Raw genomic sequence first — 26,218 nt, forward strand, 5'->3', positions numbered from 1 at the left:
CTGCCGCCTCGCCCTTTTCCGCATTTGAGACCGAACCGATGTCGTCACTCCCCGAAGCCAAACTGGACGTCCTGCTCGCGCATCACGCCTCACTCGAGGCCGAATCGCTCGGTCAGCTCGCCTCCGAACGCTATGTGCAGATCACGCGTGAGCTCGCCGAGCTCACGCCATTGATCGAAGCGGTCAAGACCTATCGTTCGGCCCTCAAGGAGCTCGCCGACACCGAGGCGCTGATCGCCGATCCCGCGACCGATGCCGAGATGCGCGCCATGGCGGAAGCCGAGCGCGGCGAGCTGACGCCGAAGATCGAGGAGTTGGTCCAGAAGATCCGCGTCGCGCTGCTGCCGAAGGACGCCATGGACGATCGCAACGTGGTGCTGGAAATCCGCGCCGGCACCGGCGGCGACGAGGCTTCGCTGTTTGCCGGCGACCTGTTCCGGATGTACGAGCGCTTCGCGGCCCTGCAGGGCTGGAAGGTCGAGGTGATCTCGGCCAGCGAAGGCAGCGTCGGCGGCTACAAGGAAATCATCGCCGAGGTGCAGGGCCGCGGCGCGTTCTCGAAGCTGAAGTTCGAGTCCGGCGTGCACCGGGTGCAGCGCGTGCCGGACACCGAGACGCAGGGGCGCATCCACACATCTGCCGCCACCGTCGCCGTGATGCCCGAGGTGGAGGAGGTCGACGTCGAGATCCGGAACGATGATTTGCGTATCGAGACGATGCGCGCCGGAGGCGCCGGCGGCCAGCACGTCAACAAGACCGAATCGGCGATCCGCATCACCCACATCCCGACCGGCATCGTGGTGATGATGCAGGATAGCCGCTCGCAGCACAAGAATCGCGCTTCCGCCATGAACATCCTGCGCTCGCGCATCTACGACGCCGAGCAGCAACGCCTCGACGCGGCGCGCTCGGCCGAGCGCAAGGAGAAGGTCGGCTCCGGCGACCGCAGCGAGCGCATCCGCACTTATAATTTCCCGCAAGGACGCGTCACCGATCACCGCATCAATTTGACGCTCTATAAGCTGCCGCAGGTGATGGCGGGCGAAGCGCTGGGCGAACTGACCGACGCGCTGACCACCGAGCACCAGGCCGCGCAGCTCGCCGCTCAGGGCGCGGCGGCGTAGAGCTCGCGGCTTCGCGCTTTCTTCAGCGTGTCCTCAGCGTCTCTTGGCTCGAAACGCTCGCAGGATCTTGCCCAAACCGGGCGCGGCGGCGCTGAGCTCGTCCAGATGGATGCGCGAGAGGGATCGCAGCTTCCGCTCGCCCTTCGCTGTCAGCTTGACCAGGACGCGCCGCGCATCATCGGGGTCGGCTTCCCGGCCAATCAGCTTCAGTTTCGCCATGCGATCCACCAGCTCCACCGCGGTGTGGTGCCGGATCAGCAGGAAGCGCGCGATGTCGCCGACGCTGGCGCCGTCAGGGGCGGCCAATCCCTTGATCGCCAGCAGCGCCTGGTGCTGCTGCGGCGTCAAGCCGGCGCTCTGGGCCGCGGCTTCGCTGAAGGCCAGGAAGGTTCGGAGCTGATAGCGAAACTGCGCAAGCGCCCCGTAGTCGGCCTCGCGCATCGCGCCACCCTTTGTGGGCACAGCACGCGCCGGGCGTGTCGTCTTCCGCTTCGATGGGGCCATTCCCTGCCTGCGACGTCGAGCCAGCCGGTGCAACGGGCGGCCCCACCGAGACTAGCAAGGAAGGCCAAGCCGAACCAACCGACCGGCGCCCCGGACACACAAATATCGCCACCTATTCGAAGCTGGACAGCAGGATCTTCACCAGGATGACCTGGAACGCGATCGGGATACGGACGCTCTTTCGCCGGATCGAGCGCTGCAGCGCGCCGGCAATCTCGGCGCTGGTCAAGGCACCCGCGGATGCATTGCTAATCAACTCCGCCCACATCTGCGACAGCGACCCCCCGGGCGGAATCACCGGCTTGATCGTCACGCCACAGCCCTGCGCCCAGTCGATGATTTCCCTCATCGTGTGAGGACCGCAATTGCGCGCGGTCGCGAGGCGTTCAGCCGTCAGCGCAAGCAGCAATTCGCGCGAGGGCGACCAGTTCCCCTTCGGCGGCTGCTCGGCAGTGAGCTCGACCGCGAGCTCCTTGAGGACGTTCTGGGCGCGCACGCTCAACTTCTGCATCGGACCTGGTGCGCGCTTCGCCTGAACGGGGCCGACGACGGGCCCGCGCCGGCCGGCCGGCCGGTTGCGCGGATCGGGCATGTGCGAGGCATCGCCGGACTGCGGTGTCGCCCGCTGCCCGTGCGCCTCCTCCACCGGCCACGCCGCCTCCTGCCGCTCCGCACCTTGCGGCCATGACCGTCGCTTCCGGGTGCCCGCCACTGTCGTCTGCCGCGCCATTTCTCTCGCCGAACCCGCCAGCCTCGTACTCACAAAGGCTAATATATATCGTGATACGATATGTTTTCACGAGATAATTTTCGGCGTTCGACCAAAGACGAAATTGACAGAAGGTGTTCACAAGCAATGCTTACGTCCAAGAGCTACACGCGGATGTGACGTGCCCGGCGCGGACAGGCCTTCGAGGCCGGCTGCCGTCGGACAGGTCGTGCTTTGCCTGCAAACAAGAACGACGTTCGGAGGAAACGATCATGACTGACAATCTCATCCGCCGCGGCCTTTCGCGCCGTGGCCTGCTTCAGACCACCGCGGGCCTCATCGGTGGCGCGGTTCTGCCGGGGATGCCGGCGTTTGCCGAGGACAAGCCGGCGATCGGCTCCTACCCCGCAGGGGTCTCGGGCTCCACCGCCTTCATCGGCATCTCGGTGCCGCGCACCGGCACCTATGCCGTGCAGGGTGAAGACGAGCTCAAGGGCTACCAGCTCGCGATCGAGCACATCAATGAAGGCCACGAGCTGATCAAGAAGATCTCGCCCAAGACCAGCAAGGGCGTGCTCGGCAAGGAGCTGAAGTTCGGCGTCGCCGATTCCGCGGCCAAGCCGAACGAGGCGGTGCAGGCGCAGCAGCGCTTCATCAGCGAGAACAAGGCGATCATGATCACCGGCGGCACGTCGAGCGCCGTTGCGGTGGCGCTGAACAAGCTCGCCCAGCGCGAACATGTGATTTTCGTGTGCGGCATTTCCGGCTCGAACGATACCACTGGCAAGGATTGCGTCCGCTACGGCTTTCGCCAGAACTTCTACGGCCAGACTGCGGCCGCAGCGATCGGCCCGGTGATGGTACGTGAGTTCGGCAAGGGCAAGAAGGCGGCGTATCTGACTCCCGACTACACCTACGGCCACACCGTTACCAAATCGATGCAGGACTTCCTGGCGACCGCCGGCTGGACCACCGTGACCAACCAGGTCGCCCCGCTCGGCGCCCCCGACTATTCCTCATACCTGCTGAACGTCGCCAACTCCGGCGCCGACGTGCTGATCAACGTCAATTGGGGCCACGACGCGGTACTGTCGACACAACAGGCCAAGCAGTTTGGCGTGCTCGACAAGATGAAGCTGGTCGTGCCGTACCAGGTGCCTTTCATCGCGCGCGAGACCGGGGGCCTGATGCAGGGCGTCTACGCCGCCACCGACTATTGGTGGACCATCGAGGACAAGTTCCCGCTGGCGAAAATGTTCAACGAAGCGTTCGAGAAGAAGTACGGCTACAAGCCCGAATGGGGCGCCGAGAACGCCTATGTCAGCTTCGCGCATTGGGCGCACATGTGCGAGCAGGCCGGCAGCTTCAGTCCGCCTGACGTGATCAAGACCTACGAGAAGGGCGAGACGATCCCCTCCCTGGTCGGCGACGTCCATTACCGCCCGGAGGATCACCAATGCGTCCGCCCGGTGATCATCGTCAAGGGCAAGCAGCAGAAGGACATGAAGAACAAGGAAGACTGGTACGACGTCGTCGAGATCGTCCCGGGTGAAGGCCTGATGCAGAAGCCCGACGCCTTCGGCTGCCATCTCGGCGACTACAGCTGAGACCTCGCCAACCCCTGTGACGCCGCGGACTGCACTCCGGTCCCGCGGCGTCGCCTTTTTCTGACGCGCAACATCGCGCGCCACAACAGCGATTGTCCCATGATAAGTTGGCCCAACCTCGTTTCACAGCTTTTCAACGGGCTCGCGCTCGGCGCCCTGCTCGCGCTGATCAGCTCCGGCCTGACCATCATCTACGGCACGCTCGGCGTGCTCAACCTCGCACACGGCGCGATGTTCATGATCGGCGGCTATGCCGGCTTCGTCGCCTATCAGTACACGGAGTCGTTCATCCTTGCCGTGATCGCGGGCTCCCTGTTCGTGATGCTGCTCGGCGTTCTCATGGAACGCGTCATCATCCGTCATTTCTATCATCGTCCGCACGAGGATCAGCTGCTCGTGACCTTCGGGCTCGGCATCTGTTTCGTCGAGCTCGTGCGCCTGATCTTCTCGAGCCAGTCGCAGCTGGTGCCGCCGCCGGCGCTATTCCAGGGCATCACCAATCTCGGCTTCATGTTCTATCCGACCTACCGCCTCGCCGTCGTCGGCATCGTCGCGATCGCCCTCGGCGCATTGTTCATCGTGCTCTACCGGACCCGGCTGGGCATGATTGTGCGCGCCGGCATCGAGGATTCGGTGATGGTGGATTCGCTTGGCATCAATGTCTATCGCGTCTTCATGGTGGTCTTCGGCATCGGCGCAATGGCCGCCGGCTTTGCCGGCATCGTCAACGCGCCGGTGGTGTCGCTGACACCGGGCATCGGTGACGACATCCTGGTCCAGACTTTCGTGGTGGTGGTGATCGGCGGCGTCGGTTCGTTCCCCGGCGCAATTCTCGGCGGCCTGATCGCCGGCGAGATCATCAGCGTCACCTCCATGTTCAACCCCGGCTATGCCTATGTGATGCTGTTTGCGGCGATGACGCTCGTACTCGTGGTACGACCGCATGGCCTGCTCGGCGTCCAGGGCCGCGAGTAAGCGATCACCTGATGCTCAAGCAACGCCCCTTCCTGATCGAAGCCCTGACTGCGATCGGCTTGATCGCAGCCCCCTTCGTGCTGCCTCATCTCGGCTTCGCGCCGAACACCGTGAACAGGATCCTGGTCTGGGGCCTGTTCGGGCTCGGCTTCGACATCCTGTTCGGCTTCACCGGCCTGCTCTCGTTCGGCCAGTCCGCCTTCTACGGCACCGGCGGCTTCGTCGCCGCCTACCTGCTGACCCGCGCGGGCTTCGGCAACGTGCTGGGCGCGCTGATCATCGGCATGATCGCGGCCGCAGCGACCGGCTACCTGATCGGCCTGATCGCATTGCGCCGCACCGGCATCTATTTCGCGATGATCACCGTGGCAATCGCGGAAGTGTTCTTCTTCGTCGAATTCAATCCACTTTCCGATTTCACCGGCGGCGAAAACGGCCTGCCCGGCGTGCCGACGCCGAGCTTCAATCTCGGCTTCATCTCCATCCACTTCACCAATGGCTGGTCGCTCTATCAGTTCATCGCGCTGTGCTATTTCGTCGGCGTTGTCATCGCCCTCAGGATCGTGCGCTCGCCGGTCGGCGCGGTTCTGAGTGCGATCCGCGACAATCCGCTGCGCGCCACGGCCGTCGGCCACAACATCCATGGCTACAAGCTGACCGCCTTCGTGATCGCAGCCGCTTACGCGGGCTTCGCCGGCGGACTGCTCGGCGTGCTCCAGGCCTTCATGCCGCCCGACGCCTTCACCTTCGACACCTCGGGCCAGCTCGTGATGCAGACGGCCATCGGCGGCAGGGGCACGCTGTTCGGACCGCTGGTCGGCGCAACCGTTTGGCTGTTCCTTCAGGACTTCCTGCAGTCCGCACTGGGCCTCGGCGCAGCCTGGAAGTTGGTGCTGGGTGTCGTGTTCGTGCTGCTGGTCTGCTTCCTGCGCGGCGGCATCATCGGCGGCCTTGCCGATCTCTACCGCCTCGTCTCGGGAAAGCGAAAGCAGGCGGATGCGGAGATGGAGCAGGATGCCGCTGACACCGAGGCCAGGCTGCAACCTCCACCGGCGCCGATGCAGGCCAAGGAGGTCGAGCACCCCGCCTATTCCGGGCCGATCCTGAAAGCCACCGGCCTGACCAAGCGCTATGGCGGCCTCGTTGCCAACAGCGACATCGATTTCAGCGTCAATCGGGGCGAGCTGCGCGGGATCATCGGCCCCAACGGCGCCGGCAAATCAACCTTTTTCAAGATGCTGACCTGCGAGATCGCGCCGAGCTCCGGCCAGATCGTGTTCGAGGGCCGCGACATCACGGGATTGAAGGTCACCGAGGTTTGCCAGCTCGGACTGACCAAAAGCTACCAGGTCAACCAGCTCTTCACCGGGTTGACGGTGCGGGAGAACCTGACGATCGCAGCCCTTGCCGAACTGCGCGGAAAATTCCGGCTCGACCTGTTCCGCACGCTCGGCGGCGTCAAGGGCCTGACGGAGCAGGTGGCGCACACGCTCGCTTTGGTGAACCTGACCCGTCGTGCCGACACGCCCGTGTCCGAGCTCGCCTATGGCGAGAAGCGCAGGCTGGAAATCGGGCTTGCGCTCGCCACGTCGCCGCGCCTGTTGCTGCTTGACGAGCCGCTCGCCGGCATGAGCCCGCGAGAGCGTCTCGAGACCGTCAAGCTGCTCAAGTCGATCGCGCGCGGCCGTACCATGATCATCATCGACCACGACATGGATTCGCTGTTTGAGTTGGTCGAGCGCGTCACCGTGCTCCAGGAAGGCCGGGTGCTGGTCTCCGGCACGCCGGAGGAAATCAAGGCCAACGCCGCCGTCCAGGAAGCCTATCTCGGTGGCGTGCACGGAGAGATCGCGGCATGAGCCTGATCGAGGTCAACGGCCTGAACAGCTATTACGGGGACTCCCACATCCTGTTCGACGTCGCCATGCATGTCGAGCGTCACGAGGTGGTGGCGCTGCTCGGACGCAACGGCGCCGGCAAGAGCACCACGCTGAAGAGCCTTATGGGCGTCGTGACGCCGCGTAGCGGCAGCGTGAAATTCGACGGCATCGATATCGCCGGGCGCAAGAGCCACAGAATCGCGCAGGCCGGCATGCAGCTCGTGCACGAGGAACGCCGCATTTTCGGCAGCCTGTCGGTGGAGGAAAACATCGTCCTCGCCGGCATCACCGCGCCGAAACGCTGGCCGCTCGATCGCATCTACGAGATGTTTCCGCGGCTGAAGCAGCGGCGCAACAACCGCGGCACCGAGCTATCCGGGGGCGAACAGCAGATGCTCGCGATCGCACGGGCGCTCGTGCGTGATCCCAAGATCGTGCTGCTGGACGAGCCGTTCGAGGGACTCGCGCCCGTCATCGTCCACGATCTGGTCAAGGCCTGCCGCGAGCTCGCCGCCGCCGGCCAGACCATCGTGCTGGTCGAGCAGAACCTGGCGGCGACGCTGGCGCTGGCGACACGGATCTACATCATCAACAACGGACATATCGTGCACGAAGGGCCGGCGCGGGAGCTCAAGGCCCAGCCGGAGCTGCTCCAGCGCTATCTCGGCGTCTAGAGAGCGGCGATCATTCGCCTGGCGTGAGCGGCGAGCACCGCCGTGTCCTCCTTGCGCGTCTGCGCCGGCAGCAGCTCGATTCCGGCCCTGACCGGCATGACGTGCATGTGCAGGTGAAAGACCACCTGGCCGCTGGCCGGCTCGCTGAACTGCTGAAGGATGATGCCCTCGGCGTCGAACGCCTTCATCGCGGCAATCGCGATCCGCTTGGCGGTTCGGGCGACCGCGGCGAGGTCGTCATCCGCGATGTCGAGGATGCCGCGTGCCGGCGCCCGGGGAACGACCAGCGTGTGCCCGGGCGAACGCGGCATGATGTCGAGGAAGGCGAGGCTACGGTCGTCCCTGAAAACCTCGAAACAGGGGATCTCGCCACGCAGGATCTTTGCGAAGACGTTCTGATCGTCGTAGGGCGTCATGGACCCTCCTTGGTTGCGAGGCGCGATCTGACGCGCTCCTTTTCATTGACGCAAGCAAGCCAGCCGATCTATCCACGATGCTAGGCAGGATGGTTCCATTGGCGACAGATTTCGATCCCGGACACAGCATCGAGAGTGCGCGGCGCGTGCTTGCGGCACGGCTGCAATCGGCCGGCATCGAGCAGCCCGCCCTCGATGCGCGCCTGCTCGTCGGAGCTGCGCTGAGGCTTGATCTGACCGGGATGGTGACGCAGGCGGGCCGACAACTCGCGCCTGAAGAGGCTGCGCGGCTGGAAGCGTATGCGCAGCGCCGGCTCGCGCATGAGCCCGTCGCCCGCATTCTCGGCGCTCGGGAATTCTGGGGCCTGCCGTTCCAGCTATCCGAGGCGACGCTGGTCCCGCGGCCGGATACCGAGACCGTGGTCGAACTGGCGCTCGAGATCTTTCATGGGCTCACGAATTCGGGACGGCGCCCGCGCATCGCCGATATCGGCACCGGATCCGGCGCCATCCTGCTGGCGCTGCTGCACGAAATTCCCGGCGCCGTCGGCGTCGGCACCGATCTCAGTCTGACCGCGCTCAAGACCGCCAGAGACAACGCCGCGGCTCTTGGCCTCGCCGACCGCGCGAGCTTCGTTGCCTGCTCCTACGCAGCGGCGCTCCGCGGCCCGTTCGACCTCGTCGTGTCGAATCCGCCCTACATCCCGTCGGCCGAAATTCCGAAACTCAGCATCGAGGTGCGCGAGCACGATCCGCATCTGGCGCTCGACGGCGGCAATGACGGTTACGACGCCTATCGCGCCCTGATCCCACAGGCGACTGAACGTCTCGCCGCCGGCGGAGCACTGATCGTCGAGGCCGGACAGGGCCAGGCCCGAAATATTGAAACCTTGATGACGGCTGCCGCGTTGGTCGTGGACAGGCCGCCCAAGGCCGATCTGGCGGGCATCCCACGGGCGGTTTCGGCCCGGAAAATGCCCCCATAAAAGCCGGATTGGGCTGCAAAAAACCTCTTGGAATATCCCTTGGGAACGACTACCTTCCTATCAACACATCGGTGCCGGCCCCGTAGACCTACGGGCGAAAGCCGGGCTCTCGGGCGAGAGCTTACTGATAATGGTTCCAAGCCGCAGGTCCTGTTGAGCGCGATGGCCATTTGAGCTGCGCTGCTTACCGACCGCAACGTGAACGAAAGCCTGATATTGCGCTTGAAGACTTACGCAACAAAGCAGGGCTTGTTTCGGCAGGCGATATGAATGGGTTCGCTGGCGATGGATGCTGGCGGTGGGGAACGCGTCTTTTGTTGAACGCGACGGTCGACGAACATCGGCAGGGATCAATCCGCTCTTGCGTGCGGTTGCGCGCAAGCGATGTGAACCGCTGTCATCAAGTCACTCTCGGCAATCAGTAATGCGTGCAACCTTTAGGGCTGGAATTAAAGGCAGGACATGAGAAACGGTCAGAACAAGCAGCGGATGCGCAACCGCAACAATAATAATAACAATAACAACAATAATAACCGGCGCGGCCAGAACCCGATGACCCGGGTCTACGAGTCCAACGGACCTGACATCAAGATCCGCGGCACGGCTTCGCATATTGCTGAAAAGTATCTCCAGCTCGCGCGCGACGCGCGCTCCTCCGGAGACCCCGTTGCGGCCGAGAACTACTACCAGCATGCCGAGCATTATTTTCGTCTGATCGCGACGGCTCAGGAACAGTTCCGGCAGAACCAGCAACCGCGCGGCGACGAGCCCATCAGCAACAACAGCGGTGACGACGGCGAGGACGACGGCGAGAATTTCTCGAATTTCGGCCAGGAACCGGGTTTTGTCCCACAGCCGCCACCGCCGCCCTTCACCCGCGACCGCGACGGCCCGCGCGATCATCAGCCGCGTGATCATCAGCCCCGCGACAACCATGCTTATCAGCGCGACAACCAGCAGCCGCGCGAGCATCGCGAACGCGACCATCGTCCGCAGCAGCAATATCAGCCCCAGCCGCAACCGCTACCGCTGAACCAGCCTCAGCCCGTCGTCGCCGACGCCGTCAGCGTCGATCGTTTGCCTTCCTTCATCACCGGCCCGCAGCCGCAGGTGAGCGGTGGCGCGCCCGGCCAGGCCGGCTTCGAAGGTGGTGGTGGCGAGCGCTTTCCGCGGCGGCGCCGCCGCCCGAATGGCCCGCGCCCCGAGCGCGAAGCCGCTCCGGCCGCCTCAAGCGACGAAGTGGCTCCCGGCGAGTAAGCCTTTCGCCGGACATCTTGCGCCAGATGTCCTGACCCGAATCGTCCCGGCATGTCCGGGACGATTTGTTTTTAGCCGCGCGTCGCCGTCGTCGAGGATGGTACCAGCACCGGCTTCGCCAGTGATGGAATGAGCCGCGCCCGCTCGCGCTTGGCGGGGATCGCGCGGTAGACCTGCTTGGTCGCCTCGACGATGTGCACGCCGGCGAAGGGCAGCGACAGCGCCGCGCCGGCCCGCTCCCACATCTGTGCGGATTTCAGCACCCAGCCCCCGGCATAGGGCGGCATGAACAGCGCCTCGCCCCAGGCGGTCGGGGTGAACCAGGTCTGGCGCAACAGGTCCGTGATCTGCGAACGCGAATAGGGCCGGCCGTGACCGAACGGCGTGCTGTCGGTGCGGGTCCACACCCCGCGCCGGTTCGGGATGACCGCAATCACGCGACCGGACGGCGACAGCACGCGCCATGCCTCGCGCAGCAGCGCGGCCGGATCGTCCGACATTTCCAGTGCGTGGACCAGCAGGATGCGATCGACCGCGGCGTCGGGAAGCGGCAGCGAGAACTCGTCCACCAGCGAGGCAAGCGCCGGCCGTCCGGTGGGCCATTTCAGGACGCCCTGGGCCGAGGGCATGAAGGCGATGCAGCGCTCCGCGTCCTCGCGGAACAACCCGAGATAGGGCGTGGGATAGCCGAAGCCGAGCACCCGCTGGCCATCGACGCGCGGCCAGCGCTCCCGAATGCCGCGATTGATCATTTGCCGCGCCACAATCCCGAGGCGACGGGAGTAGAACTCGCGGAGGTCGACGACATCAATGGTCATGATCGCAATGTAACATGCACGAGGCGGCCCCCGCGCGCGGAATATTGCATTGCCTGCGCAACGTTAACGCCATATTTGTCTGACGGAGCTGAGCGCGATCGGAGATGACATGGCCGCCGAAATTCGTACTTTCACCTGTTTAAACGACAATTTCGGTTACCTCATCCACGATGTGGAAACCAAGGCGACGGCGTCGATCGACGCGCCGGAGGCCGGCCCCATCGTGAGGGCGCTCGAGCGCGAGGGGTGGCAGCTCACCGACATTCTGATCACCCATCATCATGGCGATCATGTCGGCGGGGTCGCCGAACTCAAGCAGAGATACAATTGCCGCGTCGTCGCGCCGCATGACAAGACGACGGAGATCGCAGACGTCGACCTGCGCGTCGCCAATGCCGAAATCGTCAGGGTCGGCAGCTTGCTGGGGCGCGTACTGGAGACGCCCGGCCACACGCTCGACCACATCTCCTATGTGTTCGACACCGACAAAGCGCTGTTCGCCGCCGACACGCTGTTCTCGATCGGCTGCGGCCGCGTGTTCGAGGGCACCTATCCGATGATGTGGGATTCGCTTCTGAAGCTGCGTGCCCTGCCCGACGACTTCAAGCTCTATTGCGGCCATGAATACACGGCCTCCAACGTCAAGTTCGCGCTGACCGTCGACCCCGACAATGCGGCGCTGCAGGCGCGCGCGGCGGAGGTGGCGAGGCTGCGGGCCGAGAACAAGCCGACCATTCCCGCGCTGCTTGGTGACGAGAAGCGGACAAACGTGTTCTTGCGCGCCGACGAACCCTCGATCGCAGCCAGGCTGCACATGAAGGGCGCGGATGCCACCGCGGTGTTCGGCGAGCTGCGCGAGCGCAAGAACAAGTCTTGAAGAACAGATCCTGACGGGAATCGATGCCGACCGCAGCCGAGATCATCGCGCGCCTCGAACTCCGCCCGCATCCCGAAGGCGGGCATTACCGAGAGACGTTTCGCGACCAGACCACCGACGCCAACGGCCGCGCGCGCTCGACCCTGATCTATTTTCTGCTGGCGCGCGGCGAGCGTTCGCACTGGCATCGCATCGATGCTGTCGAGAGCTGGCACTATTACGCCGGCAGCCCGCTGACCCTGCGGATAGCGCACGAAGGCTGCTCCCAGCACGAGGTACGGCTCGGTACGGACCTGTTGAACGGCGAGCGGCCACAGGCGATCGTGCCGGCCGATGCGTGGCAGACGGCAGAGACCACCGGCGAGTGGACCCTGGTCGGCTGCACCGTGGCGCCCGCCTTCGAGTTCGCGAAGTTCGAGCTCGCGCCGAAGGGCTGGGAGCCCTAAGGCCCTGTCGCTTCGGCTTGCGCCGGCAATGATGCTACCGCTTCCGCAGCAACATGTCCTTCGCCGCAATCAGGCCGCCGCCGGCGATCAGGATCGCGGCGATGGTGATGTTGGCGCTGGCATTGGCAAAGCCAGCGGCGATGAGGAAGCCGGTCGAGAGCAGCGGCGTCGCATAGGAGGCGGCGCCGAGCACGCGGATGTCGCCACGCTTCATGCCGATGTCCCAGGCGTAGAACGCAGCACCGACGGGGCCGATGCCGAGCGCGATGACGGAGAGCCATTGCAGCGTCGTGTCCGGCCACACCGTGGTTTCAAGCAGTCCATGCATCAGCGCGGCGAGCACCGCGGTGGCGAGGCAGAATCCCGCGACCGCATCGGTCGGCACCGCCTTCAGTCGCCGCGACAACACCGAATAGATCGCCCACACGAACGCTGCGATGAAGGCCGCGGCCAAACCCGGCAATTGTCCCTGCGTGAAGCCCGAGGTGTTACCGGCGAACAGCAGCACGGTGCCGACGAGGCCGAGCAGGGCGCCAACGACGTGATGCACGGCAAGCCGCTCGCCCGGCAGAAACGACGAGAACAGCACGATCAGGAGCGGCCACAGATAATTCAGCAGGCCGGCTTCAGCCGGTGGCGCAAAGCGCAGCGCGAGGAAATACAGCGCGTGATAGCCGAACAGTCCGCCGACACCGACGATCCACACGACCAGCGGCTGACGCAGGCTTTTGGCCGCTGCGCCGCGGCCGATCCAGGTGAGCAGGCCGACGAGCCCGCCGATCGCGAACGTCATCGCGGCCAGCTGGAATGCCGGGATCTTTCCGGTCGCCACCGTCATCACTGACAGCAGCGACCACATCAGGATCGCGGTCAATCCGATCAGCGTTGCGGTGCGGGGAGTCATCGATCAAAGGCTCTGAGGACGTTTATGCCCGGCACAAGGCCGGGCATTTTCGTCTTCACTATCGCCTTGTCGCGACTGAAGCTACATATTTTGCCTCAGCGACGTTGCGCCAAGAGAATGGGCGCCATCAGGCCTGATATTGGCCGCCATTGATGGTCAGCGTCGAGCCGGTCATGAAGCCGGCCTCGTCCGCCGCCAGGAACACGACCGCACGTGCGATCTCTTCCGGTTCGCCGAGCCGGTTAACCGGGATCTGCGGGATCACGTTCTTTTCCAGGACGTCCTTTGGCACTGCCTGCACCATTTCGGTGTTGATGTAGCCGGGGCAGATCGCGTTGACGGTGATGCCGCCCTTGGCGTTCTCGAGCGCGAGTGCCTTGGTGAAGCCGATGTCACCGGCCTTCGCCGCGGAATAGTTGACCTGGCCAAACTGTCCCTTTTGACCGTTGATCGACGAGATCGAAATGATGCGGCCGAACTTGCGCGCACGCATGCCTTCAATGATGGGACGCGTCATGTTGAACAGCGAACCGAGATTGGTATTGATGACGGCGTTCCACTGATCGAGCGTCATCTTGTGGAAGGCGGTGTCGCGGGTGATGCCGGCATTGTTGACGAGCACGTCGATCGGGCCGACCTCGGCCTCGACCTTCTTCACACCCTCGGCGCAGGCATCGAAACTGCTGACGTCCCATTTGTAGACGGCGATGCCGGTCTCGGCCTTGAACTTCTCTGCCGCCGCGTCGTTGCCGGCATAGCTCGCCGCAACCTTGTAGCCGGCCGCCTTCAGCGCCTTGCTGATCGCAGCTCCGATGCCCCGCGTACCACCCGTCACCAATGCAACACGTGCCATATCGTATTTCCTTCCCTTGGACTCTTCGGACGTTTCTGAGTGATCGTTTTTAAGTGCGGATTATGGGGGACGTTTGACGGACATCAAGAACAAAACGCCCGGCATCGAGCCGGGCGTTTCTCTTTAGTCGAGGCTTGTACGGTTGCGAAGAATAATTGATTTGCAACCGCTGCCTTTTTAATCGCGTGCAACGCACTCAGTCACGTGTGCAGCGCACGCGCAAATGACGCGTCAACTATCTCAGTCGCGCGCCACACACATCGCGATACCCATGCCGCCACCGATGCACAGCGTGGCGAGGCCCTTCTTCGAATCGCGCTTCTGCATCTCGTGGAGCAGCGTCACCAGCACGCGGGCGCCGGAGGCACCGACCGGATGGCCGATCGCGATCGCGCCGCCGTTGACGTTGACCTTGGAGGTATCCCAGCCGAGGTCCTTGTTGACGGCACAGGCTTGCGCAGCGAAGGCTTCGTTGGCCTCGATCAGGTCGAGATCGCCGACGTTCCAGCCGGCCTTCTTCAGCGCGGCACGCGAGGCCGGGATCGGGCCCGAGCCCATGATCTTCGGATCGACGCCCGCCTGCGCCCAGGACACGATGCGCGCGAGCGGCTTCTTGCCTTCCTTGGCGGCCTGCTTGGCGGTCATCAGCACCACGGCAGCAGCGCCGTCGTTGATGCCGGACGCCGACCCCGCGGTGACCGTGCCGTCCTTCTCGAAGGCGGGACGAAGCTTCGCCATCGCGTCGACCGTTGCGCCATGGCGCGGATATTCGTCGGCGCTGACGACGACATCGCCCTTGCGTCCCTTGATGGTGACCGGAACGATTTCGTCGTTGAATTTACCGGCCTTCTGCGCGGCTTCGGCCTTCTGCTGCGAGGCGACCGCGAACTCGTCCTGCTGGGCGCGGGTGATCTGCCACTGCCGCGCGACGTTCTCGGCGGTGTTGCCCATGTGATAGCCGTTGAAGGCGTCCCACAGTCCGTCCTTGATCATGGTGTCGATGAATTCGACTGCACCCATCTTGACGCCGCCACGCAGGTACTGGGCGTGCGGAGCCATGCTCATGGATTCCTGGCCGCCGGCGACCACGATCTCGGAATCGCCGTTGAGCAGCGCCTGATAGCCGAGCGCAACGGTGCGCAGGCCCGAGCCGCAGAGCTGGTTGACACCCCAGGCCGGGCTCTCGACCGGAATGCCGGCATTGATCGAAGCCTGACGGGCCGGGTTCTGGCCCTGGGCGGCGGTCAGGATCTGGCCCATGATGACTTCGGAGACCCGGCCGGGCTCGATGCCGCCGCGCTCCAGCGCGGCCTTGATGGCAATGGCGCCGAGATCATGGGCGGGAAGGGTTGCGAACGCTCCGTTGAAGCTTCCGACCGGGGTGCGGGCGGCGCTGACGATGACGACATCGTCTGACATGGGCATCTCCTGGGTTGAATGGGGGCAGACGGGGCTGGGGAAACGGCTCGCCAGTCTCGGACGGCATCCTGTTAACGTCGTTGAGGCATGTCAATCGGCCGGCGGCCGAATTCATCCCGCAGCGCATTCAAAATAGCGTTCTTGGCGCTTTCGCAAGCACGTTTTTGCTGCCCGATTAACCGTGGCGCACAAAACGGTAGCGTGACCCCTTTGAAAATGCTTATTTTGTTGCGTTGCGTACTCTTCCCGCCCTGCGGCATAGCCCGTCAGGTTCCCGTTCTCCGCGTCTTGCAAGTGAGAGCCCATGGCGAAATCAGACCAACCCACCACCATCAAGAAATACGCGAACCGCCGGCTCTATAACACCGGGACGAGCACTTACGTGACGCTGGAAGACCTCGCCGCCATGGTCAAGGACGGCGAAGATTTCCTAGTTTACGACGCCAAGACCGGCGACGACATCACCCGCTCCGTGCTTGCCCAGATCATCTTCGAGCAGGAGAACAAGGCCGGCCAGAACCTGCTCCCGACCACCTTCCTGCGCCAGCTCATCCGCTTCTACGGCGACAGCATGCAGATGGTGGTGCCGAAATATCTGGAGCAGGCCATCGCCTCGCTCACGCAGGAGCAGGAGAAGTTCCGCAAGCAGATCGCCACCTCGCTGTCCGGAACCCCGTTTGCGCCGCTGGAGGAACAGGTCCGCCGCAACATGGAGCTGTTCCAGCAGACCTTCTCGATGTTCAAGCCTTTCGCGCCCGGCGCAGCCCGCCCCGCGGGCTCCGCGGAGCCGGCGCCCGAGCCGGCCGCCGAAGCCCCGAAGGACAGCAATATCGACGATCTGCGCCAGCAGATGAAGGACATGCAGGAACGCCTCGAGCGGATGTCGAAGAAGGACGAGTAGGGTTCCTGCCACGCGCTAACGCGCCTTGCTGCCACAACTCCGCCGTCGTACCGGCGAAGGTGGGGAAGCTACGCCGCCAGCTTCACTGCGTGGGCAAAGTCCCAATAGAGCTTGCGCGCGCGCGTGTAGAGCGGGCCCGGCTGCAGCTCGCGATCGTCGATGCGGATCACCGGCGCGACTTTTGCGAAATTGCCGGTCGAAAAGATCTCGTCGGCGGCGAGGAAGTCGGCGTAACGCAGCGTCTTCTCGACCACGTTGACGCCGTCGGCGCGAAGCAGGCTGATGACGCGCTGGCGGGTGATGCCGTTGAGGAAGGTGCCGTTCGGCACCGGCGTGTAGACCACGCCGTCCTTGGCCATGAACACGTTGGAATTGCCGAACTCCGCGACGTTGCCGAGCATGTCGAGCATCAGCGCGTTCTGGAAGCCGCGCGAGGCGGCCTCGGCAAGCGCGCGCGAATTGTTCGGATAGAGACAGGCGGCCTTGGCCTCAACCGGGGCGCATTCGGCGGTGGGCCTGCGGAACGGCGACAGCGTGATCGCGTTGCCGACCGGCTTTGGCATCGGCGCCTCGTAGATGCACAGGCACCAATCGGTGGTCTCGGGGTCGAACAGCACGCCGCCGCCCGCGCCGTTCCGCGCCCAGTACATCGGACGGACGTAGAGCTCGGCATTCGGCGCGAAGCGTGCGATGCCCTCGTTTGCGAGTGTCATCCAGGTTCCGGAATCGACCACCGGCTTCAGGCCAAAGTTGATCGCGGATTGATTGGCGCGGGCGACGTGGCGGTCGAGATCAGGCGCGACGCCTTCGAACGCCCGCGCGCCGTCAAACACGACCGAGCCGAGCCAGGCCGCATGCGTGCGCGGACCCATGATCGGCACATTGCCGTCGTGCCATTTGCCCTCGAAGAAGGTCCAGCTCGGCGAATATTCGATGGGCTTTTTGATCTCGGCCATGACCGGCCTCTCCCTTGGCGTGGTGCCGCATTATAGCGCCACTATTGGGCGCAATTTCTAAATGATTCCCTGCGGGAAAATGGTGAGTTACCCTCCCGTGAGGGGAAAGGAAGCACCATGCCGCTCGATCCGCTCGCAAAGCGCTTGTTGACCATGATGGCTGCGGCTGCGCCGCAGGCACGGAGCCGGCCGAGCGTGGAAGCACGGCGGCAATCATTGGCAAAGCTGATGCAGTTTGCGCGCGCCGATGCGCCTGACGTGACGACGTCCGACGGCGTGCTGCCTGGTCCCGGCGGCGCGCTGCCCTATCGTCTCTATTCACCCGCAGGCGCCGATGATCGCGCGCCCGGCTTCGTGTTCTTTCACGGCGGCGGGCTCGTTGCCGGCAGCATCGCCACGCATGACCGCATCGCGGCGGCGTTGGCACATGCGACCGGTTGCCGCCTCGTCTCGGTCGATTACCGGCTGGCGCCAGAGCACAAATTCCCCGCCGCCGTGGACGATGCGATTGCTGCCACCGAATGGGTGGCGCGCGAGGCTGCATCGCTCGGCATCGACGCCGGGCGTCTGGTGCTCGGCGGCGATTCCGCCGGTGCAACGCTCGCTGCGATCGTGTGTCAGGAGGCGGCGCAGACAGCTGGTCTTTCCATCGTCGCGCAATGCCTGATCTGCCCGGTGCTGGATTTCGAGGAGGCCTCGCCTTCGCGCGAGGCGTTCGCCGAGGGCCACCTGATCGACCGCGTCACGATCGAAGCCGATCTCGCCGACTATCTGCCCGAAGCCTTGGACGCTGCCGATCCCCGCATCTCGCCCTTGCGCGCGACACGGCTTGCGGGCTTGCCGACCGCCGTCATTCACACCGCGGAGTTCGACCCGATGCGCGACGAGGGCAATGCCTATGCCCGCAAGCTGCTCGCCGCGGGCGTCACGGTCGAGCACGTCTGCCACGAGGGCATGGTCCACAATTTCCACGCCATGGGCGCAATTCTGCCGCAGGCGCAGCTCGTGCTGTCGCAGATCGGTGAGCAGGTCAGGCGGGCGGTGGGGACGTGAAGCACCTGGTGTTGCCGCCTCCCGCAACGGGAGAGGAAAGAGAATGCCTCACGCTCTCGCCTCGATGACCGAACGCGCCGCCGCAACGTAGTTCGGCCAATGCGCATCCGCGTAACGCTCGGCCTGTCGCGCGCAGGTGATTTCGGGCGCATGCGCAGCCGCGATCATGCGCGCAAAGCGCTCTTCGGCGACCGTCACGTCATCGGCAGCGGCCGAGGGCGCGGCTCCCGCAGCGGTCGGCGCAACGGCGAGTCCCGCCAGTCCGGCGAGCAGGATGCGGCGTGACGTGTCCATGGCTGTCGTTCTCCATTGTCCGGCCTGCACTCTGGCGGAGGATATGTCGGTGCGATCACGCCAACGTACCTGCGGGCATTCGCACCGTCCACCGATTGCGGACACCGCTTGACCACACGGGCGATCACAATCCATCCAGCAGGCAGTTCCGCCATCAGGTAGACGACGTCCGGATGCGTGAACCAATTATTAGCCTTCTCGCACAATCACGCACCAGCTTACCTTTCGGCAAGTAAGCTTCGGGCAAACTGGGCCGGTTTCGCTTGGGAGGTCGGGAATGCCCCGCTTGGTATCGGAACGAACGTTCCTCGCCGGCCAGATCTTCTTCAACTTCGGCCAGTCGACGATCGATTGCGTCGTGCGCCGGATGTCCGATGACGGCGCGACGCTGGAGATGCAGAGCAGCCTCGGCCTGCCCGATCGGTTCCAGCTCCGGGTCGCGGGCCAGGAGATCCTCTCCTGCCGTGTGCTCTGGCGGTCGGACCGCCAGATCGGGGTTGCGCTTGGAGCGGAAGATCATGTCGAGCCGAAAGCCGTGGACGAGCAGCAACGGCCAACCGATTCGCTGATGCGCGGACAGATGCTGGCGCTTCGCGCGGCCCTCGATTTCGTTCCGCTGGGCATCGTGCTGCTGGATGCCAATCTCCGCGCGCAGTTGATCAATCGGGCGTTCCGGCAGATGTGGCTGTTGCCGGATGAAGTCGCCAACAGCAACCCGTCAATCGTGACGCTGATGCATCATGGCCGCGATACGCTCGCCTACGAGATTCCGCCGGCCGAGCTGGAGGCCTATGTCGCCGAGCGCGTCCGTCAAATACAGGCAGGCGATGCGTCTCCGCGCGACCTGCGCCGCACCGGCGGCGACGTCGTTCGGATGCAATGCACGCCGCTGCCCGACGGCGGGCGGATGCTGACCTATACGCCGGTCACCGACATCGTGCGCTATTCCGACGAGCTGAAACTGCTGCGCGACGCCCTCGAGAATGTCGAGGACGGCGTGCTGCTGCTCGACCGCGATCTCAACGCCAGCTTCATGAACCGGCGCATACGGCGGTTCTGGGAGGTGAGCGAACAGGAAGCCGCCGCCCGCCCCACCTATGCATCGTTAGTGAGTCGGGCGCACCGCGCGAGCGCGCCCGATCTGCCGGCGAACGAACTGGCGAAATTTCCCCTCAAGCGCGTCGCCGAGGTCAAGGCGGGCGATCATGTGCGAGACCTCCAGACACCGGACGGGCGGCGGATCAGGATCCACTGCACCACGATGGCGAACGGCGGCCGCATGCTGACCTATGTCGACATTACCGATCTCACCAACAAGGCCAACATGCTGGAGCGCCTGGCGACGACCGACCCGCTCACGGGCCTCTATAACCGCCGCCATTTGCTGGGCTCGCTCGACGCAGAATGGAGCCGCTTCCAGCGCTACTACCGCTCCGTTTCGGTCCTGATGCTCGACATCGACCATTCAAGTCGGTCAACGACCGCTATGGTCACGCGATCGGAGACGAGGCGATCAAGGCCGTGGCGGCCGCATGCCTCGATGGCAAGCGCAAATCGGACGTCGTTGGCCGCTTCGGCGGCGAGGAGTTCGCGATTCTGCTGCCCGAAACCAGTCTCTCGCGTGCAAGGATCGTCGCGGAGAGAATCCGCAAGCGCGTGATGGGCTCGCAAATCGTTGCCCATCAGGTTCAGTTCGGGGTCACCGTGAGCATCGGCATTGCGGAAGCCAGTGTCAGCATGTCCGGCATCGACGCCTTGATGAGCGCGGCCGATCACGCGCTCTACCAGGCGAAGGACGAAGGCCGCAACCGCTGTATTGCCTGGTCACCCCCGCCGCCCATGAACAAGGCGGCGGAGTGATCGCACCGTATGTCTATTCCGGCACCGGCACGTCGAACGTGTTCAGCGTGACCGACACCATGCAGTAAATGCCGACGAGATAGGACAGTTCGGCCGCGCCGTGCTCGCCGAATTCCTTGACCGCGGCCCGATAAGTCAGTTCAGGCAGCACGCCGCCGCTGACCAATGCGGACGCCACGTCGTAGGCGACGGCTTCCTGCTTGGTGAGATCGACCGGCCGCTGTCCGGCGACGATGGTCGCGAGCTTCTCGTCGGAGAGGCCGCGCTGCTCGGCGACCAGCACATGCGCATAGAGTTCGTAGCCGGAGCGGAAATGCGAACCGGTGACGAGGATCGCGACCTCACGCACCGGAGCCGGCAGCAGCGGGTTCGCCGCGATCGCCTTGACCAGCTCCCACACAGGCTTGCCGAAGCGCGGCTCGCGGATCCATGGATTCCAGGGCCCGAGCAGCGCGCCGTCGTCGCGCATGTTCACAAAGCCCTTGAAGTGGTCCTTGATGCCCGCTCGCATGTCGTCATAGAGCGGCTTCTGTTCGGCACTCAGGTCTTTCGGATCGAGAATGGGAAGGCGCACGGCAGGTCTCCTCGTTGAGAAGCCGCGAAGCTCGCCCGCACGCGCGCGCAAGGCAAGTGAAGTTGCCGTGACGGCCGTGCAATCTTGCAAATGGCAGGGAAGCGCCAGCTATCAGGCCTCAGGATTTAGCAAGTTCTGCGGATTCGTTACGTCTTCGAACTCAAGCGCCAGTGGCTGCGCTGTATCGAGGAAGGACGACAAGGCCGCCTCGAACGGCGCTGGATCGAGTCCGCGCGCTTTCAGCCAGGCGGGCTCATAATAGGTCTGCCGGTAGCGCTCGCCGGAATCGCAGATCAGCGTCACCAGCGACCCCGTCTGATTCACCTTTCGCATGTCCGAGGCGAGCCGGCACAGCGCCAGGAAATTGGTGCCCGTAGAGCCCCCCACCGCGCGGCGCAGCCGGCGCGACAGCACGTTCATCGCCGCGATCGTCGCCGCATCCGGGATCTTCATCATGCGGTCGACCACGCCCGGCACGAAGGACGGCTCGCAGCGCGGCCGCCCGACACCTTCGATCAGCGAGGGGCGGTCGCAAACATGGGAGCGGTCCTGCGAGCTGAAGCAGTCGAAGAAAGCGGAATGCTCGACATCGGCGACGCACAGCCGCGTCGGATATTGGCGATAACGCAAGTAGCGTCCAATGGTAGCCGAGGTGCCGCCGGTGCCCGCGCCCATCACAATCCAGTCCGGCAGCGGGCGCGGCTCGCCCTGCAATTGCGTGAAGATGGATTCGGCTATGTTGTTGTTGCCGCGCCAGTCGGTGGCGCGCTCGGCGAAGGTGAACTGGTCCATGTAGTGGCCGCCCAGCCGTGCGGCCAGCGCGCCGGCCTCTGCATACAGCGCGCGGCCGTCGTCGATCAGATGGCAGTTACCGCCGTAATGCTCGATCGCGGCGATCTTCTCCGCCGAGGTCGTGCGCGGCATCACGGCATAGAAGGGCACGCCGATCATCTGCGCGAAATAGGCTTCCGACACTGCGGTCGATCCCGACGAGGCCTCGACGACAGGCGTGCCTTCGCGGATGTGGCCGTTGCAGAGCGCGTAAAGGAAGAGCGAGCGCGCGAGCCGGTGCTTCAGGCTGCCGGTCGGATGCGTCGACTCATCTTTCAGATAGATGTCGATGCCAGCGAGCGCCGGCACGATCAGCCGGATCAGATGCGTGTCGGCCGTGCGGCACTGGTCGGCCTCGATCGCGGCCACGGCTTCGTCGACCCAGCCGCGCCGATAGGCCGGCCCCGCCGGATTGAGGTGGCGGAAGGGGAATGTCTGCATCATCTGAATCTCCCATGATGCGGAACGCGCATCAATAGCTTCCGCTCAAAACTCCAGCGGCGCGTTGTCGACGACTTCCTTCATCACGAAGAAGGTGCGGGTCTGGCGCACGCCGGGCAGCGCGATCAGTTGCTCGCCGTGGATACGGTTGAAGTCCTCCATGTCGCCGACGCGGATCTTGAGGAAATAGTCGAAGTCGCCGGCGACGAGGTGACAGTCGAGCACGAATTTCAGCCTGGTGATCGCCTGCTCGAAGATCGCAAAGCTCTCCGGCGTCGAACGGTCGAGCACGACCCCGACCATCACCAGCGTACCCTTTGCCACCTTCTTCGGCGCGACGATGGCGCGGACGGCGGCGATGAAGCCGTGCTCGAACAGGCGCTGGGTGCGGCGATGGCAGGTGGCGGGACTGATGGCGACGGTTTCGGCCAGCTCGGCGTTGCTGAGCCGGCCGTTATTTTGCAGCAATCGCAACATCTTAAGGTCGATACGATCAAGACGAGCGGACATGGAAGAAGCTTCCGTTCTTAGTACCTAGTCCGAAAGGAATACCACACATCTGGTCCATTATCGCAAGATCGTCCGCAATAGAGGCGCAATATTTGAAAGCACCTTTTTGCAGAGCGATGCTAGCATTTTTGGAGACATTAACGCCAATCGGGATGACCTGACGATGCTCGAAAAATTCGCGCGCTATCCGCTGACCTTTGGTCCGACGCCCATCGAGAAGCTGGAGCGGCTGTCAAAGCATCTCGGCGGCAATGTCGAGGTCTATGCCAAGCGCGAGGACTGCAATTCCGGCCTCGCTTATGGCGGCAACAAGCTGCGCAAGCTCGAATACATCATCCCCGACGCGATCGCCTCGAACGCCGACACGCTGGTCTCGATCGGTGGCGTGCAGTCCAACCACACCCGCATGATCGCGGCCGTCGCGGCCAAGATCGGCATGAAGTGCCGCCTGGTGCAGGAGGCCTGGGTGCCGCACGAGGACGCCGTCTATGACCGCGTCGGCAACATCATGCTGTCGCGCATCATGGGCGCCGACGTGCGCCTGGTCGACGACGGCTTCGACATCGGCATCCGCAAGAGCTGGGAGGACGCGATCGAGGAGGTGAAGGCGGCGGGCGGCAAGCCCTATGCGATTCCCGCCGGCGCCTCCGTGCACAAATTCGGCGGCCTCGGCTATGTCGGCTTCGCCGAGGAAGTGCGCAAGCAGGAAGCCGAACTCGGCTTCAAGTTCGACTACATCGTGGTCTGCACCGTCACCGGCTCGACCCATGCCGGCATGCTGGTCGGCTTCGCCGCCGATGGCCGCGCGCGAAAGGTGATCGGCATCGACGCCTCCTTCACCCCGGCGCAGACCAAGGCGCAGGTGCTCTCGATCGCACAGAACACGGCCAAGCTCGTCGAGCTCGGCAAGGATCTCGTCGCCGACGACGTCGTGCTGATCGAGGATTATGCTTATCCCGCCTACGGCGTGCCGTCGGAAGAAACCAAGGAGGCAATCCGCCTCACCGCGCGTCTCGAAGCCATGATCACCGACCCCGTCTACGAGGGCAAGTCGATGCAGGGCCTGATCGATCTCACGCAGAAGGGCTATTTCGAGAAGGGCGCAAAGATCCTCTACGCCCATCTCGGCGGCGCGCCGGCGCTGAACGGCTATGGATATGCGTTCCGGAACGGCTAGCGCGTCGGTGATGTGAGGCGGCGCGCACCTCCCGACGAGTGTCGTCCTGGCGAAAGCCAGGACCGATTACCCCGACTGCCAATTGTTGAAACACGCTGAGGCAGTCAGCGTGCCTTTTCCTACGGCCCGTGGCTATGGATCCCGGATCGGCGCTCCGCTTCGCTGCGCTTGTCCGGGATGACGGCGGAGGTGTGCCCGCGCCCTACCGCGTCCTGACGATCTGCAGCAGCTCGTCGCCGTAATGCTCGAGCTTCTTGTCTCCGATGCCGGGCACATTGCGCAGTTCGTCCAGCGTGGTCGGCCATGCGCGAACAATGCCGTCGATGGTGGCGTCATGCAGCACGACGTAGGCCGGCACGCCACGTGCGCGGGCAATGTCCGAGCGCCACGCTCGTAGCCGCGCGCGCAATTCAGGATCGACATCGCCCTGCGGCGCGTCGGCTGCCGGGGCCAGATCACCGCGGCGGGACTTGGCGCGGCTCGAACGGATCCGGACGCCGGGCGCCTCTTCGCGCAGCCACACTTCCGTTTCGCCCCGCAGCACGCCGCGCGACGAATCCGTCAGCTTCAGCGCGCCGAACGATTCGCTGTCACTCAGCAAATGTCCCATCGCCACGAGCTGCCGCAGCACCGTACGCCACTGCTTCTCGTTGAGCTCGCGTCCGATGCCGAAAACGGTGAGCTTGTCGTGACCGAACTGCGTCACCTTCTCGGTCAGGCGTCCGATCAGCACGTCGATGAGGTGCATCGCGCCGAAACGCTGCCCGGTGCGATAGGCACAGGATAGCAGTTTTTGCGCCAGCACCCTGCCGTCGCGCATTTTCGGCGGCGTCAGGCAATTGTCGCAATTGCCGCAGCCCTCGCCCATCACGATCTCGCCGAAATAGGCGAGCAGCCGCCGGCGCCGGCAGTGCGGCGTTTCGGCGAGGCCAACGAGCGCATCGAGCTTGCCAATCGAGACCCGCTTGAATTCGTCGGAGCCGCTCGACTCGTCGATCATGCGGCGCTGCTGCACGATGTCCGAGAGACCGTAGGCCATCCAGGCCGCCGACGGCTTGCCGTCGCGGCCGGCGCGTCCTGTCTCCTGGTAATAGGCCTCGATGCTCTTGGGTAGATCGAGATGCGCGACGAAGCGCACGTCCGGCTTGTCGATGCCCATGCCGAAGGCAATGGTCGCGACGATGACGATGCCGTCCTCGTTGAGGAAGCGGTCCTGGTTGCGCGAGCGCACGCTGCTGTCGAGCCCGGCGTGATAGGGCAATGCGGCAATGCCGGCGTCGTCGAGCGCCGCGGCGACCTCCTCGACCCGTTTGCGGGAGAGACAATAAACGACGCCCGCATCACCTGCGTGACGCTCCCGGATGAAATCCTTGAGCTGCGACACCGCGTTGCGCTTGTCGACGATCTCGTAACGGATGTTGGGACGGTCGAAGCTGGAGACGAAGTGCGGACTGTCTGCAAGCTGAAGCCGCTCGACGATCTCCTTGCGGGTCAATTCGTCGGCAGTCGCGGTCAGCGCGATGCGCGGCACGTCGGGAAAGCGCTCGGCGATGATCGACAGGCCGACATATTCGGGGCGGAAATCATGGCCCCATTGCGAGACGCAATGCGCCTCGTCGATCGCGAACAGCGCCACCTTCGCCCGCGCCAGCAGCGCCAGGCAGCGCGGCGTCAGCAGCCGTTCCGGCGCGACATAGAGCAGGTCGAGATCACCCACGATCAGGCGCCGCTCGATGTCGGAGGCTTCCTGCGGGGTCAGCGACGAGTTCAGCGCGGCCGCGTTGACCCCGGCTTCGAGCATGGCGGCGACCTGGTCGCGCATCAGCGCAATCAAGGGCGACACCACGACACCGCAGCCTTCGCGCAGCAGCGCCGGCAATTGATAGCACAGCGACTTGCCGCCGCCGGTCGGCATCAACACCAGGCAATTGCCGCCGCCGGTGACGTGCCGGATGATCTCGCCCTGCGCGCCGCGGAACCCGGGCAGGCCGAACACCGAACGCAGCACCGACAGCGCATCGCGGCCCTGGGCCGGCGCAGGCAGCGGAGCGGTGGAAGGAGAGGACATGGGCATGTCGGGGTGAGGCCGTGAGATTCGTCACAAGGCCAGTCGCATGACCGCGCAGGCGTGGCAAGGCTGTTTGCTCCGCAGGACGCCGCCTTCCACCCTTC

General features: G+C 64.5%; 25 protein-coding genes and 1 pseudogene. 13 read left to right on the top strand and 13 right to left on the bottom strand.

Translation table 11 applies throughout. From position 1 onward, the window contains the following. Positions 1 to 38 precede the first annotated feature (38 nt). Positions 39 to 1,124, top strand: a complete 1,086-nt coding sequence (prfA, locus tag AC0L3B_RS18795; protein ID WP_085348398.1) for a peptide chain release factor 1 — start codon at positions 39 to 41, stop codon at positions 1,122 to 1,124. A gap of 33 nt (positions 1,125 to 1,157) precedes the next feature. On the opposite strand, the gene AC0L3B_RS18800 is transcribed toward prfA, so the two are convergent. After that, positions 1,158 to 1,628 carry a MarR family winged helix-turn-helix transcriptional regulator gene (locus tag AC0L3B_RS18800; RefSeq protein WP_026232413.1) on the bottom strand — a complete coding sequence of 157 codons (471 nt, stop codon included), beginning with the start codon at positions 1,626 to 1,628 and terminating at the stop codon, positions 1,158 to 1,160. A gap of 112 nt (positions 1,629 to 1,740) precedes the next feature. Next, positions 1,741 to 2,358: a hypothetical protein gene (locus tag AC0L3B_RS18805; protein ID WP_473380883.1), complete on the bottom strand. Its 618-nt coding sequence runs from the start codon at positions 2,356 to 2,358 to the stop codon at positions 1,741 to 1,743. 251 nt (positions 2,359 to 2,609) lie between these two features. On the opposite strand from AC0L3B_RS18805, the gene AC0L3B_RS18810 reads away from it, so the two are divergent. The 4 genes from AC0L3B_RS18810 to AC0L3B_RS18825 all read left to right on the top strand — a co-directional run bounded on the left by AC0L3B_RS18810 (position 2,610) and on the right by AC0L3B_RS18825 (position 7,473). Beyond that, positions 2,610 to 3,944: a substrate-binding protein gene (locus AC0L3B_RS18810; RefSeq protein WP_018452891.1), complete on the top strand. Its 1,335-nt coding sequence runs from the start codon at positions 2,610 to 2,612 to the stop codon at positions 3,942 to 3,944. 99 nt (positions 3,945 to 4,043) lie between these two features. Next, positions 4,044 to 4,919 (top strand): branched-chain amino acid ABC transporter permease, encoded by an 876-nt coding sequence (locus AC0L3B_RS18815; protein WP_085348400.1) that lies wholly within the window; start codon positions 4,044 to 4,046, stop codon positions 4,917 to 4,919. A gap of 11 nt (positions 4,920 to 4,930) precedes the next feature. Next, positions 4,931 to 6,778 (top strand): branched-chain amino acid ABC transporter ATP-binding protein/permease, encoded by a 1,848-nt coding sequence (locus tag AC0L3B_RS18820; protein ID WP_473380884.1) that lies wholly within the window; start codon positions 4,931 to 4,933, stop codon positions 6,776 to 6,778. Beyond that, complete coding sequence (locus tag AC0L3B_RS18825; RefSeq protein ID WP_018452888.1) at positions 6,775 to 7,473, top strand: ABC transporter ATP-binding protein; 699 nt, start codon at positions 6,775 to 6,777, stop codon at positions 7,471 to 7,473. Before AC0L3B_RS18820 ends, AC0L3B_RS18825 begins: the two co-directional genes overlap by 4 nt. Here AC0L3B_RS18825 and AC0L3B_RS18830 read toward each other — a convergent pair. Beyond that, positions 7,470 to 7,889 (bottom strand): HIT family protein, encoded by a 420-nt coding sequence (locus AC0L3B_RS18830; protein WP_018452887.1) that lies wholly within the window; start codon positions 7,887 to 7,889, stop codon positions 7,470 to 7,472. The genes AC0L3B_RS18825 and AC0L3B_RS18830 overlap by 4 nt on opposite strands. 89 nt (positions 7,890 to 7,978) lie before the next feature. On the opposite strand from AC0L3B_RS18830, the gene prmC reads away from it, so the two are divergent. Both prmC and AC0L3B_RS18840 read left to right on the top strand, forming a co-directional pair. After that, a complete protein-coding gene (prmC, locus tag AC0L3B_RS18835; protein WP_247820902.1) occupies positions 7,979 to 8,875 on the top strand; it encodes a peptide chain release factor N(5)-glutamine methyltransferase in 897 nt (298 codons plus the stop codon). 462 nt (positions 8,876 to 9,337) lie between these two features. Further along, positions 9,338 to 10,132, top strand: a complete 795-nt coding sequence (locus AC0L3B_RS18840; protein WP_473380885.1) for a DUF4167 domain-containing protein — start codon at positions 9,338 to 9,340, stop codon at positions 10,130 to 10,132. Between the two features lie 71 nt (positions 10,133 to 10,203). On the opposite strand, the gene AC0L3B_RS18845 is transcribed toward AC0L3B_RS18840, so the two are convergent. Then, a complete protein-coding gene (locus AC0L3B_RS18845; RefSeq protein WP_007599158.1) occupies positions 10,204 to 10,950 on the bottom strand; it encodes a class I SAM-dependent methyltransferase in 747 nt (248 codons plus the stop codon). 109 nt (positions 10,951 to 11,059) lie between these two features. Between AC0L3B_RS18845 and gloB the strand changes: the two genes are divergently transcribed. After that, positions 11,060 to 11,827: a hydroxyacylglutathione hydrolase gene (gene gloB, locus AC0L3B_RS18850; protein WP_473380886.1), complete on the top strand. Its 768-nt coding sequence runs from the start codon at positions 11,060 to 11,062 to the stop codon at positions 11,825 to 11,827. Positions 11,828 to 11,850: 23 nt separating this feature from the next. After that, positions 11,851 to 12,273, top strand: coding sequence for a cupin domain-containing protein (locus tag AC0L3B_RS18855; protein ID WP_018452883.1), 423 nt, complete (start codon positions 11,851 to 11,853; stop codon positions 12,271 to 12,273). A gap of 34 nt (positions 12,274 to 12,307) precedes the next feature. Here the strand turns inward: AC0L3B_RS18855 and yddG are convergent, their stop codons facing one another. The 3 genes from yddG to AC0L3B_RS18870 all read right to left on the bottom strand — a co-directional run bounded on the left by yddG (position 12,308) and on the right by AC0L3B_RS18870 (position 15,449). After that, positions 12,308 to 13,177 carry an aromatic amino acid exporter YddG gene (gene yddG, locus AC0L3B_RS18860; RefSeq protein ID WP_018452882.1) on the bottom strand — a complete coding sequence of 290 codons (870 nt, stop codon included), beginning with the start codon at positions 13,175 to 13,177 and terminating at the stop codon, positions 12,308 to 12,310. Between the two features lie 127 nt (positions 13,178 to 13,304). Next, complete coding sequence (gene phbB / locus AC0L3B_RS18865) at positions 13,305 to 14,030, bottom strand: acetoacetyl-CoA reductase (RefSeq protein ID WP_085348404.1); 726 nt, start codon at positions 14,028 to 14,030, stop codon at positions 13,305 to 13,307. A gap of 240 nt (positions 14,031 to 14,270) precedes the next feature. Then, the gene (locus AC0L3B_RS18870; RefSeq protein ID WP_018452880.1) at positions 14,271 to 15,449 is read right to left on the bottom strand and encodes an acetyl-CoA C-acetyltransferase; all 1,179 of its coding nucleotides are present in this window, start codon (positions 15,447 to 15,449) and stop codon (positions 14,271 to 14,273) included. Positions 15,450 to 15,753: 304 nt separating this feature from the next. Between AC0L3B_RS18870 and phaR the strand changes: the two genes are divergently transcribed. Continuing rightward, positions 15,754 to 16,350 carry a polyhydroxyalkanoate synthesis repressor PhaR gene (gene phaR, locus AC0L3B_RS18875; protein WP_018452879.1) on the top strand — a complete coding sequence of 199 codons (597 nt, stop codon included), beginning with the start codon at positions 15,754 to 15,756 and terminating at the stop codon, positions 16,348 to 16,350. Positions 16,351 to 16,418: 68 nt separating this feature from the next. On the opposite strand, the gene AC0L3B_RS18880 is transcribed toward phaR, so the two are convergent. After that, a complete protein-coding gene (locus tag AC0L3B_RS18880) occupies positions 16,419 to 17,306 on the bottom strand; it encodes a branched-chain amino acid aminotransferase (protein ID WP_473380887.1) in 888 nt (295 codons plus the stop codon). Between the two features lie 117 nt (positions 17,307 to 17,423). On the opposite strand from AC0L3B_RS18880, the gene AC0L3B_RS18885 reads away from it, so the two are divergent. Continuing rightward, entirely contained in the window at positions 17,424 to 18,359 is a 936-nt protein-coding gene (locus tag AC0L3B_RS18885; protein WP_368506882.1) for an alpha/beta hydrolase, read from the top strand. Between the two features lie 48 nt (positions 18,360 to 18,407). Here the strand turns inward: AC0L3B_RS18885 and AC0L3B_RS18890 are convergent, their stop codons facing one another. Then, positions 18,408 to 18,653 (bottom strand): hypothetical protein, encoded by a 246-nt coding sequence (locus AC0L3B_RS18890; RefSeq protein ID WP_247473698.1) that lies wholly within the window; start codon positions 18,651 to 18,653, stop codon positions 18,408 to 18,410. A gap of 580 nt (positions 18,654 to 19,233) precedes the next feature. Between AC0L3B_RS18890 and AC0L3B_RS18895 the strand changes: the two are divergent. Beyond that, positions 19,234 to 20,513: pseudogene (locus AC0L3B_RS18895) on the top strand (sensor domain-containing diguanylate cyclase). 13 nt (positions 20,514 to 20,526) lie between these two features. Here AC0L3B_RS18895 and AC0L3B_RS18900 read toward each other — a convergent pair. From AC0L3B_RS18900 to AC0L3B_RS18910, 3 genes are all read right to left on the bottom strand, one after another. Further along, positions 20,527 to 21,087 carry a carboxymuconolactone decarboxylase family protein gene (locus AC0L3B_RS18900; RefSeq protein ID WP_377828752.1) on the bottom strand — a complete coding sequence of 187 codons (561 nt, stop codon included), beginning with the start codon at positions 21,085 to 21,087 and terminating at the stop codon, positions 20,527 to 20,529. A 111-nt stretch (positions 21,088 to 21,198) separates the two neighbouring features. Beyond that, positions 21,199 to 22,359 (bottom strand): PLP-dependent cysteine synthase family protein, encoded by a 1,161-nt coding sequence (locus tag AC0L3B_RS18905; protein WP_247473806.1) that lies wholly within the window; start codon positions 22,357 to 22,359, stop codon positions 21,199 to 21,201. Positions 22,360 to 22,404: 45 nt separating this feature from the next. Beyond that, positions 22,405 to 22,869, bottom strand: a complete 465-nt coding sequence (locus AC0L3B_RS18910) for an Lrp/AsnC family transcriptional regulator (protein WP_473380888.1) — start codon at positions 22,867 to 22,869, stop codon at positions 22,405 to 22,407. 163 nt (positions 22,870 to 23,032) lie between these two features. On the opposite strand from AC0L3B_RS18910, the gene AC0L3B_RS18915 reads away from it, so the two are divergent. Next, positions 23,033 to 24,046: a 1-aminocyclopropane-1-carboxylate deaminase gene (locus AC0L3B_RS18915; protein ID WP_085348408.1), complete on the top strand. Its 1,014-nt coding sequence runs from the start codon at positions 23,033 to 23,035 to the stop codon at positions 24,044 to 24,046. 202 nt (positions 24,047 to 24,248) lie between these two features. Here the strand turns inward: AC0L3B_RS18915 and recQ are convergent, their stop codons facing one another. Then, a complete protein-coding gene (gene recQ, locus AC0L3B_RS18920; protein ID WP_247473694.1) occupies positions 24,249 to 26,114 on the bottom strand; it encodes a DNA helicase RecQ in 1,866 nt (621 codons plus the stop codon). Positions 26,115 to 26,218 lie beyond the last annotated feature (104 nt).

This window comes from Bradyrhizobium sp. Kon56, assembly GCF_055807635.1.

Bases quoted from the DNA above. Each gene is read 5' to 3' on its own strand.
- AC0L3B_RS18810 (WP_018452891.1), top strand. From the start codon at position 2,610: ATGACTGACAATCTCATCCGCCGCGGCCTTTCGCGCCGTGGCCTGCTT.
- gloB (WP_473380886.1), top strand. From the start codon at position 11,060: ATGGCCGCCGAAATTCGTACTTTCACCTGTTTAAACGACAATTTCGGT.
- phbB (WP_085348404.1), bottom strand. From the start codon at position 14,030: ATGGCACGTGTTGCATTGGTGACGGGTGGTACGCGGGGCATCGGAGCT.
- AC0L3B_RS18890 (WP_247473698.1), bottom strand. From the start codon at position 18,653: ATGGACACGTCACGCCGCATCCTGCTCGCCGGACTGGCGGGACTCGCC.
- AC0L3B_RS18820 (WP_473380884.1), top strand. From the start codon at position 4,931: ATGCTCAAGCAACGCCCCTTCCTGATCGAAGCCCTGACTGCGATCGGC.
- prfA (WP_085348398.1), top strand. From the start codon at position 39: ATGTCGTCACTCCCCGAAGCCAAACTGGACGTCCTGCTCGCGCATCAC.
- recQ (WP_247473694.1), bottom strand. From the start codon at position 26,114: ATGTCCTCTCCTTCCACCGCTCCGCTGCCTGCGCCGGCCCAGGGCCGC.
- AC0L3B_RS18800 (WP_026232413.1), bottom strand. From the start codon at position 1,628: ATGGCCCCATCGAAGCGGAAGACGACACGCCCGGCGCGTGCTGTGCCC.
- prmC (WP_247820902.1), top strand. From the start codon at position 7,979: ATGGTTCCATTGGCGACAGATTTCGATCCCGGACACAGCATCGAGAGT.
- AC0L3B_RS18870 (WP_018452880.1), bottom strand. From the start codon at position 15,449: ATGTCAGACGATGTCGTCATCGTCAGCGCCGCCCGCACCCCGGTCGGA.
- AC0L3B_RS18880 (WP_473380887.1), bottom strand. From the start codon at position 17,306: ATGGCCGAGATCAAAAAGCCCATCGAATATTCGCCGAGCTGGACCTTC.
- AC0L3B_RS18830 (WP_018452887.1), bottom strand. From the start codon at position 7,889: ATGACGCCCTACGACGATCAGAACGTCTTCGCAAAGATCCTGCGTGGC.
- AC0L3B_RS18905 (WP_247473806.1), bottom strand. From the start codon at position 22,359: ATGCAGACATTCCCCTTCCGCCACCTCAATCCGGCGGGGCCGGCCTAT.
- AC0L3B_RS18910 (WP_473380888.1), bottom strand. From the start codon at position 22,869: ATGTCCGCTCGTCTTGATCGTATCGACCTTAAGATGTTGCGATTGCTG.
- AC0L3B_RS18825 (WP_018452888.1), top strand. From the start codon at position 6,775: ATGAGCCTGATCGAGGTCAACGGCCTGAACAGCTATTACGGGGACTCC.
- AC0L3B_RS18915 (WP_085348408.1), top strand. From the start codon at position 23,033: ATGCTCGAAAAATTCGCGCGCTATCCGCTGACCTTTGGTCCGACGCCC.
- phaR (WP_018452879.1), top strand. From the start codon at position 15,754: ATGGCGAAATCAGACCAACCCACCACCATCAAGAAATACGCGAACCGC.
- AC0L3B_RS18815 (WP_085348400.1), top strand. From the start codon at position 4,044: ATGATAAGTTGGCCCAACCTCGTTTCACAGCTTTTCAACGGGCTCGCG.
- AC0L3B_RS18845 (WP_007599158.1), bottom strand. From the start codon at position 10,950: ATGACCATTGATGTCGTCGACCTCCGCGAGTTCTACTCCCGTCGCCTC.
- AC0L3B_RS18840 (WP_473380885.1), top strand. From the start codon at position 9,338: ATGAGAAACGGTCAGAACAAGCAGCGGATGCGCAACCGCAACAATAAT.
- AC0L3B_RS18805 (WP_473380883.1), bottom strand. From the start codon at position 2,358: ATGGCGCGGCAGACGACAGTGGCGGGCACCCGGAAGCGACGGTCATGG.
- AC0L3B_RS18855 (WP_018452883.1), top strand. From the start codon at position 11,851: ATGCCGACCGCAGCCGAGATCATCGCGCGCCTCGAACTCCGCCCGCAT.
- yddG (WP_018452882.1), bottom strand. From the start codon at position 13,177: ATGACTCCCCGCACCGCAACGCTGATCGGATTGACCGCGATCCTGATG.
- AC0L3B_RS18885 (WP_368506882.1), top strand. From the start codon at position 17,424: ATGCCGCTCGATCCGCTCGCAAAGCGCTTGTTGACCATGATGGCTGCG.